A 14100-nucleotide genomic window follows, 5' to 3' on the forward strand; every position below is an offset into this window, starting at 1 on the left:
AATCGTAATAACGGCAACCCGTGAGCATCGCCAAAAGGTGGTGCTCTTTTTGTTTAAACAAGGGATTAGATAAAGTTAAACGGCACAGACTCGATAGAACTTCGAGTCTGTGCCGTTTAGAAAGACAAATATTTTATTTAATCCATTGCAACATCATTTGCAGTCGGTAACCCCAATACTTCCGCAGCTAATTTATCAGCTGTCTGGAGGTTGGTGTCATTGACGCCTGGCCGTGGGGCGGCATTCGTTACGTACCGCAGTCCATCAAGTGATGAGCCCCAGAGATAGACGTTTGATTGAACGTTGCCACCGGCATCCAACAATTGGTCAGTGCTTGGATTAACATCCACTGCATGGATATCAACGTCCTTGTCACCAATTTTTAGTTGATGAGAACGGGCAAGTTGGGCGTTAACCAAGCTTTCCAGAATTGGGTTTGCCGTGATACCAAGGTTGGCCTTTGGTACCCGGGCTTCAATCAAGGTCGTTGATCGGAACTTATCCGTATTTCGTTTTGGTGAGGCAGTTACGAACCAGCCATCCTGGCCCTTTACCTGCATGCCGGGTGCCAAAATAGTTACAACACCACTGCGAATTAATGCGGATAATTGTTTGCTCCGAACAACGGGTGGTCCCATGATTAAGAAGTTGATGACTGAGTCCAAATTACCCAGGAACTTTTCAACGTAGTCCTGATTAGTGAAGCAGTCGTCAACGATCATTTGCCGGAATACGGGTCGGAAGTCCCGCAGTAAGTCTCTGGCAGCTGCCAGAGGACCGGTCTTGGAACCCTTGAGAGAGTCCTTGATTTCACCATTCAGCCAATTGATAATAACGGTTTGATAATCCTCAGTTCCAACCGCGTGAACGTCTTTGAACGGATTGATAATGTAGTCCCATTCAAATGCATCCTCTTCTTGGAAGCCAAATTGTTTGAGAACGGCATCCTTATCAGGATTGCTGATAAAGGCTTTTTCGAATTCATTGGAATTTTCATATGGGTATTTGTCATTAATCGTCAGTTTGTAATAAACCAGCTCCAAGTCAGACAAAAGCAGGTCCATGAATTTATCAAATGGCAGCTTGCCGTCCTTAGAATTCTTTTTGATATTTTCTTTAGTCAGGAATTTTGGTGATGCGGTTTCGCCATAACCTTTTTCGTTGATTGGCTTTGGGTAATAGGGGATGCCACGTCCAGAGCCCGCAATAATTCGCGGCTCTCTGCCGGATGGTTGATAGAACAGACTGCCATCTTCATTTTGCATGTAGTGGCCGCCACGGCCGAGAGTCAGCTCAGTGACATAGTCGATAAAGCTCAGACCCAGGCCACGGACAATTGTCGGTTCACCAGCTGGGACACCGCTTAAATCGGCATCACCGGGATGAGTTGGGGCAACGTAATTCAACGCATTTTTCTGGGCGTATTCCGCAAGCTTTTGTTCATCATCGTTGAGGTAGTTGTCTTGTTGACCGAGGCTCATGACAACTTTGTCGAAAGTGTAGGTGCCTTCATCTGTCTTGATAACCGGTTTGTGGTCGTCATCATATGACAAATCAGTCACTTGGGCTTTCATCAATGAAGTTGAAATTTCGGTTGGCTGTTGACTTAACAGGTCAGCATAGAACCACTTGATGTAGGCACCAAATAAAACTCGGGGGGCATAGCCGTTAATCTTGAGTTGAGCAGCTGCAGCGATGATGTCGGATGAATATCCGTTGTTGGCGAGGTACGAATTAGCCTCGTCACTTCTTGCCCATTCAAACAAAGAAGGGCCATCGTAGACTTTGCTCGACATATCAACTGATGAATCCGTAAATAACGTAATTTGGTCAGCTGCACTGTTCATGATCAATTCATCTGATTGGTCGGTTCGCCAAACCCGGCCGCCAATGCCCATTGGGTCAAACAGCGTGATTGACAATGGTTCGGTTTGCTCACTGTGATACTTGTACTGATTAAACAACTGGGAGGTCACTAAGATCCCCCGTGGACCAGCTCCAATAATTCCAACTCTCATATCATTACTCCCACTATCTCAATTTAGTAATCTTTTGGATCAACCTCTAATGGACCGAATTCGTCCATCTCTGAATCGCGGAAATCCCACCATTCATTCTCATAACCGTCAAAACCGGCTTTTTTCATTGCTTCGTTAAGAATATCGTAGTTCTTTTGGGCTGTCGGTGTCCATGACGCTTTTTCGCTTCGCTTGGCCCGGCCGTCAAAATCATCAAATGTTGTCGGCATCTCGATGTCGTTTCCATTCAAATCAGTTAATGTGAGGTCAAAGGTAACCCCTTTTTGGTGACTGAAGTTTGGATCCGGTTCGGCAACCCAGATTGGGTCGGGGTAAACTTCAAACAGCCGCTTTTGCGCATAAGTTGGCCGGTAGGCGTCCCAAATTTTGATTCGGTACCCTTGACTCTTGAGGTCCTTACTTGCTTTGGCAAGCTTGTGAACGGTATCGATTCGAGAAATTGCCTGGTCAAAATCATAGACAACCTGATGGGTAAAATTATCAGTTGTCGCGTACTTCAAGTCAACAATGATGTCTGGATCAACATCGTGGACGTTAATGTAGCCTTGCGTTTTCTTATCAGTCATGAGGGCACCTCCGCTAGTATTAGAGAATTCTAGTTAAGTAAATAATATATTAATAATTATGCATTTTCAAATGTATTTCCACGATAAATGCCAATATCGTCCACATAAATTTTACCGGTGTACGGTTTAGCTTCATCTTTGAGCATGCCGACCTTTGGATATGCGATGGTTGAAGTTGAGGCTGCCTTGATGGCGGTTCCCATTACTTCACCGGTGTCCCCGTTCAAGCCGGATGGAATGTCGATTGCATGAATCTTTGGTGCGGATCCATTTGCGTTGTCGATAACGGTCGCAAAATCGCCACCCACATTGCGGGATAAACCACTGCCAAATAAGGCATCGACCAAGGTTGTGTATTTATCAAAGTTGGCATTCATGAAGACCTTTGGAATCTGATAGTAGTCGCAAATGCGGGCTTGCTTCTTGTGATCCTCGCTTGCGTGGTCAGGATTGCCGACAGTTAAGATTGAGACCTTGTAGCCGTGGGTTTCGAGTAGTCGGGCAACGACTAAGCCGTCACCGCCATTATTACCAGTTCCCGCTAAGATTAATACATTGTCTAAATTAAGTTCCTTGTTATCGAGCATATCTTGATAAATTTTTAATCCGGCCCGTTCCATGAGAACCATGGATGGAATACCGATTTTGTTGATGGTTTTATCATCCAATTCCCGTGATTGTTCTACTGTAATTGATTGTGTCATCATATTACCTCCCATATTAATGATGAAAGTAGTTTACACCCTATATGGTGGGCTATTGGCAACTTAATTGCAAGTACAAAGCGCCTGTTTAGCAGTTCCATAAACATTATCCGTGTAATTTCTTATTTTCCTGCTTTATAATAGTTGTAAGAGAAAAGTTGGAGGTACGATTATGTCGTTAGATTATCCAGAAAATATGAGTGAGTTTGAAGATCGATTTGCCATTGAAAAAGCCCGTCACCCGGAAACAACCAGGGACGGACTCATGAAGCAGGTTATTGAAGATGCTTTTCAAGGTTATTTGGATGAAGCCGAAGAAGGCCATTACGATACCGGTGAATTAGTTGGCAAAGAAATTCAGATTAAGAGTGTGCACCATGAGTTACTGAAGTCGATTCCACCAATGGGTGATTCATTTGAAGATGACTTTAAAAAAGACGGTAACAAACTCATGTGGTACTTGGAAGACCAAGCCGACAAAGCTGCTGCAGAATTTTCATAAGGTTGCCGGTTGTATTAATATGCCCTGTTTGTAAAATTAAGTTAGAAATTTAAAAAGCCATTTGTGATAGACTTTTGAGTGTTGAAATCAAAAGAAAGGCTGATCACAAATGACCTATACTCATCTTACCATAGACGAACTCACTACAATTTATTCCTTTTGGAAGCTCAATAAAAAGGCTTACCGAGTAGCACCAGCACTCCACCGGAGTGCTGAAACCGTTTATCGCATCTATCGTTTTCTTGACGCTGGCGGTACGCTTATTGATTACCAACAACATTATCGACGGCACAAACAACATTGTGGGCGTAAGCCCATTCAACTAGCCCCTGATGAACTGGTTTATATCCAAGCCAAAATTCAAGCGGGGTGGCAACCAGATACAATTATTAATCGCCACGAACGTTCTTTTAGCTGCGGCGTACGAACCCTATATCGCATTTTCAAACATGATGCTTTTGGCTTGTTCGCCAAAGATTTACCCATGCATGGTCAGCGTCACCCTAATGGGTACGTTGAACGACGAGGAAAAGCTGGGCAATTGGGCAGAGATTTAAAAACCCGTTATCAGGACTATCCTAATTTTAAACGAGAATTCGGTCATTTAGAAGGCGACACGGTTCAAGGCAAAAACCATCAGGGTGCCGTAACCACACTGGTTGAACGGCAGACCAAGGTCGCAATTGTTTTGAATTCACATACCAAGTCATCACAAAACGTCAATCGTAGTTTAGCAGCCTGGTTGACGAAGCTGCCACGCCACTTGTTTAAGTCCATCACGTTTGATAATGGTAAGGAGTTCGCCGGTTGGCGAACGATTGCTAACCAGTTTGATTTAAATATTTACTTTGCCGCTGTAGGAGCACCCAATCAACGTGGGTTGAATGAAAACACCAACAACTTACTTCGTAAGGATGGGTTGCACCATGATCTCATCATGGACCAGCTATCAGATGAATTTGTCCAGGCTGTTGCTAGTCGACGGAACCATATTCCCAGAAAAAGTCTCAATTATCAAACACCACTTGAGGCATTCGTAAATCAAATCACTGATGAGCAGCTAAAATTTCTAACTTAATTTGACATTTGAAGATGCAAAAAACGCTATAATTAAATGATGTAAGGCGTCCTTAGTGTAATGGATAGCACATGAGATTTCGGTCCTCATGATCCGAGTTCGACTCTCGGGGGACGCATAAGTGAATTGAATCGAGTTTGATAAGGAAAGTCGCTGAGAGATTGGCGGCTTTTTGTGTTTCTAAAATTTAAAAGTTAACTCCATCTTCATCAAAATGTCTCGCTTTGATTAGTAATACTTTTAGGTCTGCAGGATGGGGGTGTACCAAATCAAAAGTGGATGAAACAACAATCCAGGATTCGTGATGGTTAGTCGTTTAGCAAAAAAACGACTAGCACGTAGAAGTTTCCAAATGCAGTCAGTAGTGGCCCTAATGTTTTAAGTAAGTTGATTTTGATTCCGATAATTCCGTCAAACAATTGGACTAGTATCATGATTGTTGTTAAGGCAACTAAATATGGTTCAGAGGTAAACACAAATAATCCCAAGCTTAATATGAACAATGCAAAACTTCTTGATATGGCGTATTTTGCATTGGTACGCGCCTCATTGTATTGAGGCTTTGCTTTTGTGTACGCTTGGATGGAAAATCCTAGACTAACTGCTGCGCTGATTGTGGTCCATGCAGCGCATAGATAATAAAACATTTAGCATCTCTCCTTTAAAAATGACTCCCGACAATTAATCGCAGGGAGTCATTTTTACATGATATCAATAAGAACGCCGTTTTCTCCATTCTGGAAAAAACGTGATTTTACCAAGGAACGGTATCCGGATCAGTTGCCAAACCAAACTTGCCATGGAAGCCATTGATGGTCTTTATGTCGGGGCTCGACAGGTTGAAATCAAAAATATCTGCATTTTCCTTGAGATGTTTTTCGTGAACTGACTTTGGCAGTGGTAGGAATCCATGTTGAAGTGACCAACGGAGAACTACTTGGGCCGGTGTCTTGCCGTATTTTCTGGCAATTGGTTCAAGCTCCGGAATCTTGAAGACACCACCAGTGCCAAGTGGGCTGTAAGCCTCGGTCAAAATATCGTGATCATCGTTGTATTCGACAGTCGCAGGCTGCATGTCTGATGGATTGACAAATATCTGATTGACCATTGGTTTGACTTTAGCTGTTTTCAGCAGTGCGTCCAAATGTTTTGGCATGAAATTGGAAACGCCGATTGCTTTGGCCATTCCGTGATCATAGAATTCTTCCATTGCCCGCCAAGTTTCAGCATTGTTCTTTTGCCAATTGTTCCGGAACATGATGGGGTTTGGCCAGTGGGTCAAATATAGATCCACGTAGTCGAGGCCCAGATTCTCGAGTGATTTGCCAAATGCCTCTTTGGTAGCTTCATAACCATGGTCGTTGTTTCCCAATTTGGTAGTGATAAATAAATTCTCACGGGGAATACCACTATCCTTAATAGCTTGACCAACTTGTTTTTCGTTGCCGTAATCAGCCGCCGTGTCGATGTGGCGATAACCGGCATCGAGGGCGGCTAAGACGGAATGATAACCTTCGTTGCCAGTTAATTGCCAAGTTCCAAGGCCCACCTGAGGAATTTTGGCGCCGTTATACAACGTATACGTATCTGTTAATGACATTGAATGATCCTCCTATAAGTGTATCTTGTGCTATTCTAATGGGCCTGCCAAGTTGCGACAACCATTTGCACTTAGAGGTTTATGATGCAGAATAGGCAGTCAACAATTGTTCATAAATATCAATGAAGCTCAGATACATCTGTTGGCTGACGAATTCGTTATCTTGATGCGAATTATCATTACCGGGGCCAAAGACCACAAAGTTTGCTCCCAAAGAATCATTCACCAGGAACTTAGAAGCATCAGTCCCACCAGAAGCGCCTAATGTATCAATGCCGGTAAGTGAAAACGGCATGATCGGGTTATCGTGTTGGTCTGAAGCTTGTGGGGGAATCTTTCCGCTCTTTACAAATGGTGTTCCGATTTGCTTTACCAAACGGATCAACTTTGAGTTTTCATCGCCCAAAATTGGCACGATGTTCATATCGACCTTTAACGATATATCACCATTTGTCTGTTGATTATATTGATCAATAATCTTTTGCATCTCGTCGAGAATCTTTTGATTGGGTAATTCCGGAATTGTCCGAATGTTAATGCCGGCAACGGCTTCAGCTGGAATTGCGTTATATTGAGTGCCACCAGTTAACACATCAACATTAAAAATTGTTTTTCCAAGGACTTTATTCGACGTGTTTTCCATCAATTCAGTCATGCGGTGACGGATTTGTTCCAATACGTCCAACAAATGTTCTACGGCATTGTTTCCGGCTGCTGGTGTTGAACTGTGAGCAGTCTTTCCATGAGACAAGATTGAAATATCAAGCTCGCCATCGTTGGCAAATACTGCTCGGTTAGCTGATGGTTCACCGATTAGGAGACCATCGATATCATCAATATAACCTTGCTTTTGCAACAGTTCGGCGCCAGGCTGACCAATCTCTTCACCAGCCGTTGCCAATAATCGGATGGTACCGTTAATTTGCTTGCCGCTTGCTTTAAGTTCAAGCATGGCAATGACCATGGCTGCCAAACCGCTCTTCATATCAGTGGAGCCACGCCCGTATAGTTTGTCGCCTTTTTTAGTTAGTTTAAATGGATCGGTTTTCCAGTTATCGGCACTGACACTCACAACATCCATATGCCCGGAAATCGCCAGAATTGGCTTTCCGGAACCTAATTCAGCCACAAAGTTTGCGCGGTCGGGATCGTCTGGAAATGACAGAATTTGATTTTTAATCCCAGCTTTATCAAATAAGGTCTTCAGATATTCGGCAACCGGCCGTTCGTGACCATTGACAGATTGGATACTTACCAAATCACTCAATATTTGCAGTTTCTTTGTCTCATCCATATTGTATGTCTTCTTTCCACATGAAATGATTCATCAGTATAATAACATAGGAATACAAAGAATGTTCAAAAATGAATCTTTGAGTTTGAGTTATAAAAACCAGTTCGAGGATGAACTGGTTTGTGTTTTGATATTGAATTGGGTAGGAGTGGACGGCAACATTCCAAACTAAATCCAGGTTACCAAGTGAACTTTCCAAGAGAAATGTTACATCACTTGGACAGCAAATCTTTAGGGTAAGGAACTATCGCTAATGCTGCCCAGATCATTTGGCTTACTGTTTCAAATGGAACGTCTGATTCAGTATACACACCATTTTGCAGATTTTCAGTGTGTTTCTCAATGACACTGAAAATAACCGTCATAGTTAACCTACGGTCAATCTTTCGCAGGACACCGGCCTTGATACCTGCATTAAAGAGTTCCTCAATCGGATTGTTAGAACCAACTAGATGGGACAAGTAATCCGGTGCACCTTTGCTGAGAAGCTTAATTTGTTCCAAAACGTATAAACTATGAGGATTTTGCAGAGAGAAATCATACATCGACTTGAGGTATGTGAAACATCTGATCCGTATATCTTCATCAGGATTCAAGACTATTTTCATTTCCGGTGTTTGTTCCAATCGTGCAATTTCACGGAGATATACACCATCTAGCAAAGCACGCTTATCTTTAAAATATAGGTAAATGTTTGATTGGGAAATGCCTACTTTTTTGGCAACTTTAGTAGTTGAAATAGCTGCGGATCCATCACGAATAATAATTTCAACGGTTGCATCTAAAATTTTTTGTTTTTTAGTTAAATCTTTCTTCTTCATAGCTATAGATTACTTGAAAATAATGTATTTTTCAATATTGACAAAAGATAGTTCTATCTTTTATAAGGCTCTACAATATCTGTTGTTGGTAATAGATTTTTATCTATTACTGATGACAGATTTTTTGTTTTTCATTAGAATAAAAAAGCGGACATTTCCTGTCCGTTCATCAAAACCAACAACCACGAAGATTTTAGAGAAAGAAGGAAATGCCCTATGTCAAATGATACTACGAAAATGTTGTTAGGAATAGATGATAAACACTTAAAAATTGAGAATGGCAAAATAGGTGATGATGGGGTGATCCGATTAAACGGGTCGCTGAACTATTCCCCCAAGGCTTGCCGCAACTGTGGGGTTATTAATGATCACCAGATCATTGGCTATGGTTGGCGAAGGACCACCATTAGATTCGCTAAAACATTGGGCAGCACGGTTATCCTATGCCTCAATCGGCGAAACTTTCACTGTAAGGCTTGTCATACCAACTTCCTGGCGCAGACGAGTGCAGTGCCGAAGCACTGCACGATTTCAAATACAACCCGGAAACAATGTTTAGAGAAGTTAACGGAACCAGTGAGCCTCAAACACATTGCCAATGAATTGTCCACTTCGGATTCATTCGTTGGTCGGCAGCTCTTACGGGCTGAACGGGACTTTAAAACCAACTGGCACTACTTACCCAAAGTTCTCCTCATGGACGAAGTTAAAAGCACTAAGAGTGCCACCGACGCGATGAGCTTTGAATTTATGGACGCCGAAACCCACGAATTAATTGACCTATTGCCCTTTAGAACCATCTATCAGCTTCAAAAGTATTTCCAGCATTATGACCAAGCCGCACGAGAAAATGTGAAAATTATCGTCACCGATATGAACTATACCTATCCCAAATTGGTTGGGCAGATCTTCCCGAACGCCATCGTTGTTATTGATCCTTTTCACTTAGTTAACGCTTTAAACCGGGCTTTTAACAAGACGCGAGTGCGTCTCATGAAAACCCTGGCCACTTCCTCGCGCCAGTATCACGCCTTGAAACGCTATTGGAAACTATTATTAACGCCGGCCAATCACCTTAACTACGAGGCTTTCCGCAAGTGGACAAACTTCCCTTATCCGGCAACTGCCACGGATGTGGTTGATGCTTTACTGGACATTGATCCCGAGCTCAAGCAAACTTACGACGTGATGAATTGGTTACGTGAAACCATCAAAAACCGCGACTGGCCCAACTATAATCAAGCCTTTCACCACCTGCAGGGGTGCTCGGAAGAGATGTTGGCAGCCCTCCAAACCTTGGCGGCTCATCATGATGAAATTGGCAACACTTTCACCCACCACTACACCAACGGGCCCTTAGAAGGTTCAAACAACAAGATTAAAGTCATTAAGCGCACTGGATTTGGTTACCGAAACTTCTTCAGATTCCGGCTAAGAGTGCTGTTCGCTTTTCGAGTTCATACAAAAAGAGCCCTAATCACCAAGTGATTAGAACTCCAATATTTTGTTCACCAATAACAGTTGACGAAGAACCTTTTATAATGTGTTTGAAAAAAGATAGAGCTATCTTTAAAGGAGGATTCATATTGAAATATACGCTATTAGGTTCACTTGGAAATATTGGTAGGGTTGTTGTTCCTGCTTTGGTTAACGCTGGCAATGATGTTACAGTGATTAGCTCAAATTCTAAGCGGTCAGAACAAATTCGTGAAGTAGGCGCACAGCCGGCAATTGGCAACATGGCAGATAGCAAATTTTTGGCTAATCAGTTTGAAGGTGCGGATGCCGTCTATCTAATGGTTGCGACTAGGCCTAGTGATTCCATATTCGAGGATACAGAAAAACAGGGAAGGGTATTTGCTGAAGCAATTAAGCGTTCTGGGGTTAAAAATGTCGTTGACTTAAGCAGTATTGGTGCTAACAATCCGCAGGCAGGTGTCCTGTATGCTTACCATTGGATTGAGGATCAGCTAAAAGAACTTGAAGACGTAAATGTTGCTTTTATACGACCAGTTGGATTCTACAGTAATCTGTATGCCAACATAAATACCATTAGGGCTGACCATGCAATTTATTCAAACATTCCTGAAACTATTACTCAGCGGTGGGCAGCTCCACAAGATATTGCCGCTGTTGTTTTAAAATTACTTCAGCATGTTCCAGTTGGAACGTCGGTTCATTATGTCTATAGTGATGCTTTCTCAACTCAAAAATTTATTGAAACCCTCCAGGATACACTATCCATGCCAGATCTACACTTTGTTTCAATTTCTGATGAGCAGGCTGAACAGTCAATGGTTGATAGGGGCGTTTCTAAAAAGCTTGCACAGCTATTTATTAAAATGAGCGAACTGGAACGTCATCCAGAAAAACTGTATGCAGATTTGGACAATCAAACCACAAATATTGGTGAAGTTAAACTTGCTGATTTTGTTAAAGCATTCTCTGTAGCCTATCAGGATCAAAATAATGGTCCTCATGCTAATACCTTGGTTGACCAGTGATCAGAATAAGTCCCGTAAAAATAAACACCTTTAGTTTTATGTGTGCAAAAAGGCTCCCGATATTATTGTCGAGAGCCTTTCTATCTTTTTTTTATGTTTCTTCAAATGTCAAATTAAGTTAGAAATTTTAGCTGCTCATCAGTGATTTGATTTACGAATGCCTCAAGTGGTGTTTGATAATTGAGACTTTTTCTGGGAATATGGTTCCGTCGACTAGCAACAGCCTGGACAAATTCATCTGATAGCTGGTCCATGATGAGATCATGGTGCAACCCATCCTTACGAAGTAAGTTGTTGGTGTTTTCATTCAACCCACGTTGATTGGGTGCTCCTACAGCGGCAAAGTAAATATTTAAATCAAACTGGTTAGCAATCGTTCGCCAACCGGCGAACTCCTTACCATTATCAAACGTGATGGACTTAAACAAGTGGCGTGGCAGCTTCGTCAACCAGGCTGCTAAACTACGATTGACGTTTTGTGATGACTTGGTATGTGAATTCAAAACAATTGCGACCTTGGTCTGCCGTTCAACCAGTGTGGTTACGGCACCCTGATGGTTTTTGCCTTGAACCGTGTCGCCTTCTAAATGACCGAATTCTCGTTTAAAATTAGGATAGTCCTGATAACGGGTTTTTAAATCTCTGCCCAATTGCCCAGTTTTTCCTCGTCGTTCAACGTACCCATTAGGGTGACGCTGACCATGCATGGGTAAATCTTTGGCGAACAAGCCAAAAGCATCATGTTTGAAAATGCGATATAGGGTTCGTACGCCGCAGCTAAAAGAACGTTCGTGGCGATTAATAATTGTATCTGGTTGCCACCCCGCTTGAATTTTGGCTTGGATATAAACCAGTTCATCAGGGGCTAGTTGAATGGGCTTACGCCCACAATGTTGTTTGTGCCGTCGATAATGTTGTTGGTAATCAATAAGCGTACCGCCAGCGTCAAGAAAACGATAGATGCGATAAACGGTTTCAGCACTCCGGTGGAGTGCTGGTGCTACTCGGTAAGCCTTTTTATTGAGCTTCCAAAAGGAATAAATTGTAGTGAGTTCGTCTATGGTAAGATGAGTATAGGTCATTTGTGATCAGCCTTTCTTTTGATTTCAACACTCAAAAGTCTATCACAAATGGCTTTTTAAATTTCTAACTTAATTTTACAAACAGGGACTCATAATCATCTTTCTTCTCCCCCAAAAACATTTTTAATAAATCGCTAATGATTCAGTGAACAATTATATAATACCATGAGCCGAAAACGATTACATATTTTTTGTTTGCTGTTTTATACCTTTAAAAGCACACGTTAAGTATTCTGCCTTCCATTGTGATGTCATAAGTGTAAATTTTCTCTCGTTCTGAATTCGAGTGGATTAGTTATCACGGCATCCTGAAGGTGGTTGAATACCATAAATTAAAAATCCTCACTTGACATTCTCATAAAAGAGCCTAAAATCTAATATTAAATTGATAAACAAAAGCAGTGAAAAGATGAGTAGGCGACAAACAGCACTTAGAGAGTTCACGTTTGGTGATAGTGAACTGCTGGGAGTCGGTGAATATGGTCTTTGAGCAGAATGTCGACGAGCTTCAGTAAGTTGGCATGGCGAACGCACCTTATCGCGTTGGAGTATTCGAGCATCCCGCTTGAGCACTCTTTGAGTCATGCAGTGTGAACTGTGTGAAAACTAAGGTGGTAACACGACAATTTCGTCCTTGTACAGGTAAATCCTGTATGAGGACTTTTTTTATACGAAAAATTAAGAGGAGTGATTGGAATGGCAGTTGCAACAAAAATTAAATTTCCATATCGATATGATGAGGTAGGCAGTTTATTACGACCAAGCAGATTGAAACAAGCCCGTGCAGATTATGAAGCCAAAAAAATCAGCGTGGATGATTTACGACAAGTTGAAAATGAAGAAATCAGTCGGATTGTTAAAAAGCAGGTTGATCTTGGTTTAAAGGACGTGACCGATGGCGAGTTCCGGCGCAGCTGGTGGCATTTGGATTTCTTCGCAGGTCTTGAAGGCGTAAAATACTTTGTTCCGGAACACGGATTTATTTTCCATGGTGAAGAAACCCGTGCCGGCAGTGTGAAATTTACCGGCAAGATTGGCTACAATCCCAACCATCCATTCTTTGACGGATTCAAATATCTCAACAGCATTGTGCCGGATGGAGTCACTGCCAAGCAAACAATCCCCAGCCCATCAGTATTCTTTCCAAACAAAGACGCAGAAGTCTACGACGAATACTACAAAGGCGACTTTGACACTTTCCTGAATGATGAAATTGAAGCTTATCAAAAGACTGTTCAACACTTTTATGACCTTGGTTGTCGCTACCTTCAATTGGACGACACTTCTTGGGGGATGTGGGCCAGCTTTTCTAATCAGACATTGAAGCCGGAACTCAAACCATTGGCCGAAGCTGCTGTTAAGGCGATCAATGCCATTGTTGATAACAAGCCCGATGGTTTAACCATCACCATGCACGTCTGCAAGGGGAACTATGATTCCACTTGGGCCGGTGCCGGCGCCTATGATCCGGTTGCTGACTATTTGGCACAACTGCACATTGATGGCTATTTCCTGGAATACGACGATGAGCGCTCAGGCGGATTTGAACCACTGAAAAAGATTGCTGACAACGGCCGCAACCAACGAATTGTCATCGGCATTGTAACAACCAAGAAGCCGGATTTGGAATCAGAAGATTTTCTCCAATCCCGAATTAAGGACGCCAGCCAGTACGTCCCATTGGACAACTTGTGTATTTCACCTCAATGCGGCTTTGCTTCAACCGAAGAGGGGAACCATCTGACTGAAGAAGACCAATGGAATAAATTAGCTTTGGTCATTAAAACTGCCAAGAGTGTTTGGGACATTAAGTAAGAAGTATGAAACAAAATGAGTCGGAAAGTAGTTTTGCAGCACTGCTTAGAGAGTCGACATTTGATGAAAGTCGATCTTTGCTGGAAAACGAAAAT

Annotated in this window: 13 protein-coding genes, 1 tRNA gene and 2 other annotated features (1 of these 16 running past the window's edge); of the genes, 6 read left to right on the top strand and 8 right to left on the bottom strand. The window is 42.4% G+C overall.

Going from position 1 to position 14100, the window contains the following annotated elements:
* Nucleotides 1-137: 137 nt before the first annotated feature.
* From DNL43_RS07350 to DNL43_RS07360, 3 genes are read right to left on the bottom strand one after another with little or no spacing between them, the layout of a single operon-like run.
* Nucleotides 138-2018, bottom strand: coding sequence for an FAD/NAD(P)-binding protein (locus tag DNL43_RS07350; protein WP_056980884.1), 1881 nt, complete (start codon nt 2016-2018; stop codon nt 138-140).
* Between the two features lie 23 nt (nt 2019-2041).
* The gene (locus DNL43_RS07355) at nt 2042-2605 is read right to left on the bottom strand and encodes a M15 family metallopeptidase (protein ID WP_056980883.1); all 564 of its coding nucleotides are present in this window, start codon (nt 2603-2605) and stop codon (nt 2042-2044) included.
* Nucleotides 2606-2661: 56 nt separating this feature from the next.
* On the bottom strand, nt 2662-3309 hold the full coding sequence (locus tag DNL43_RS07360) for an NAD(P)H-hydrate epimerase (protein WP_056980882.1): 648 nt from the start codon (nt 3307-3309) through the stop codon (nt 2662-2664).
* 172 nt (nt 3310-3481) lie between these two features.
* Between DNL43_RS07360 and DNL43_RS07365 the strand changes: the two genes are divergently transcribed.
* From DNL43_RS07365 to DNL43_RS07375, 3 genes are all read left to right on the top strand, one after another.
* A complete protein-coding gene (locus DNL43_RS07365; protein WP_054769604.1) occupies nt 3482-3811 on the top strand; it encodes a hypothetical protein in 330 nt (109 codons plus the stop codon).
* 109 nt (nt 3812-3920) lie between these two features.
* Nucleotides 3921-4889: an IS30 family transposase gene (locus tag DNL43_RS07370; protein WP_054769923.1), complete on the top strand. Its 969-nt coding sequence runs from the start codon at nt 3921-3923 to the stop codon at nt 4887-4889.
* 46 nt (nt 4890-4935) lie between these two features.
* A tRNA-Arg gene (locus DNL43_RS07375) sits at nt 4936-5007 on the top strand.
* Between the two features lie 190 nt (nt 5008-5197).
* Here DNL43_RS07375 and DNL43_RS07380 read toward each other — a convergent pair.
* The 4 genes from DNL43_RS07380 to DNL43_RS07395 all read right to left on the bottom strand — a co-directional run bounded on the left by DNL43_RS07380 (nt 5198) and on the right by DNL43_RS07395 (nt 8604).
* Nucleotides 5198-5536 (bottom strand): hypothetical protein, encoded by a 339-nt coding sequence (locus DNL43_RS07380; RefSeq protein WP_054769603.1) that lies wholly within the window; start codon nt 5534-5536, stop codon nt 5198-5200.
* 107 nt (nt 5537-5643) lie between these two features.
* Nucleotides 5644-6489 (bottom strand): aldo/keto reductase, encoded by an 846-nt coding sequence (locus DNL43_RS07385; protein ID WP_056980881.1) that lies wholly within the window; start codon nt 6487-6489, stop codon nt 5644-5646.
* 79 nt (nt 6490-6568) lie between these two features.
* Nucleotides 6569-7783, bottom strand: coding sequence for an ArgE/DapE family deacylase (locus DNL43_RS07390; RefSeq protein WP_056980880.1), 1215 nt, complete (start codon nt 7781-7783; stop codon nt 6569-6571).
* A gap of 212 nt (nt 7784-7995) precedes the next feature.
* Nucleotides 7996-8604: a TetR/AcrR family transcriptional regulator gene (locus DNL43_RS07395; RefSeq protein ID WP_056980879.1), complete on the bottom strand. Its 609-nt coding sequence runs from the start codon at nt 8602-8604 to the stop codon at nt 7996-7998.
* A gap of 216 nt (nt 8605-8820) precedes the next feature.
* On the opposite strand from DNL43_RS07395, the gene DNL43_RS07400 reads away from it, so the two are divergent.
* Both DNL43_RS07400 and DNL43_RS07405 read left to right on the top strand, forming a co-directional pair.
* The gene (locus DNL43_RS07400) at nt 8821-10092 is read left to right on the top strand and encodes an ISL3 family transposase (RefSeq protein WP_054769919.1); all 1272 of its coding nucleotides are present in this window, start codon (nt 8821-8823) and stop codon (nt 10090-10092) included.
* Nucleotides 10093-10151: 59 nt separating this feature from the next.
* Complete coding sequence (locus DNL43_RS07405) at nt 10152-11108, top strand: SDR family oxidoreductase (RefSeq protein ID WP_162551347.1); 957 nt, start codon at nt 10152-10154, stop codon at nt 11106-11108.
* 113 nt (nt 11109-11221) lie between these two features.
* On the opposite strand, the gene DNL43_RS07410 is transcribed toward DNL43_RS07405, so the two are convergent.
* Nucleotides 11222-12190 carry an IS30 family transposase gene (locus tag DNL43_RS07410; protein WP_156645045.1) on the bottom strand — a complete coding sequence of 323 codons (969 nt, stop codon included), beginning with the start codon at nt 12188-12190 and terminating at the stop codon, nt 11222-11224.
* A 392-nt stretch (nt 12191-12582) separates the two neighbouring features.
* Nucleotides 12583-12829 (top strand) — a binding site (T-box leader).
* 57 nt (nt 12830-12886) lie between these two features.
* On the opposite strand from DNL43_RS07410, the gene DNL43_RS07415 reads away from it, so the two are divergent.
* Complete coding sequence (locus DNL43_RS07415; protein WP_056982633.1) at nt 12887-14005, top strand: 5-methyltetrahydropteroyltriglutamate--homocysteine S-methyltransferase; 1119 nt, start codon at nt 12887-12889, stop codon at nt 14003-14005.
* A gap of 6 nt (nt 14006-14011) precedes the next feature.
* Nucleotides 14012-14100 (top strand) — a binding site (T-box leader) (it continues 154 nt past the right edge of the window).

Origin of the sequence: Lentilactobacillus kefiri, assembly GCF_009739535.1 — a bacterium.
Lineage (GTDB): Bacteria > Bacillota > Bacilli > Lactobacillales > Lactobacillaceae > Lentilactobacillus > Lentilactobacillus kefiri.

Excerpts from the sequence above, each read along its gene's own strand:
- DNL43_RS07350 (WP_056980884.1), bottom strand. The coding sequence starts at position 2,018 with ATGAGAGTTGGAATTATTGGAGCTGGTCCACGGGGGATCTTAGTGACC.
- DNL43_RS07355 (WP_056980883.1), bottom strand. The coding sequence starts at position 2,605 with ATGACTGATAAGAAAACGCAAGGCTACATTAACGTCCACGATGTTGAT.
- DNL43_RS07360 (WP_056980882.1), bottom strand. The coding sequence starts at position 3,309 with ATGACACAATCAATTACAGTAGAACAATCACGGGAATTGGATGATAAA.
- DNL43_RS07365 (WP_054769604.1), top strand. The coding sequence starts at position 3,482 with ATGTCGTTAGATTATCCAGAAAATATGAGTGAGTTTGAAGATCGATTT.
- DNL43_RS07370 (WP_054769923.1), top strand. The coding sequence starts at position 3,921 with ATGACCTATACTCATCTTACCATAGACGAACTCACTACAATTTATTCC.
- DNL43_RS07380 (WP_054769603.1), bottom strand. The coding sequence starts at position 5,536 with ATGTTTTATTATCTATGCGCTGCATGGACCACAATCAGCGCAGCAGTT.
- DNL43_RS07385 (WP_056980881.1), bottom strand. The coding sequence starts at position 6,489 with ATGTCATTAACAGATACGTATACGTTGTATAACGGCGCCAAAATTCCT.
- DNL43_RS07390 (WP_056980880.1), bottom strand. The coding sequence starts at position 7,783 with ATGGATGAGACAAAGAAACTGCAAATATTGAGTGATTTGGTAAGTATC.
- DNL43_RS07395 (WP_056980879.1), bottom strand. The coding sequence starts at position 8,604 with ATGAAGAAGAAAGATTTAACTAAAAAACAAAAAATTTTAGATGCAACC.
- DNL43_RS07400 (WP_054769919.1), top strand. The coding sequence starts at position 8,821 with ATGTCAAATGATACTACGAAAATGTTGTTAGGAATAGATGATAAACAC.
- DNL43_RS07410 (WP_156645045.1), bottom strand. The coding sequence starts at position 12,190 with ATGACCTATACTCATCTTACCATAGACGAACTCACTACAATTTATTCC.
- DNL43_RS07415 (WP_056982633.1), top strand. The coding sequence starts at position 12,887 with ATGGCAGTTGCAACAAAAATTAAATTTCCATATCGATATGATGAGGTA.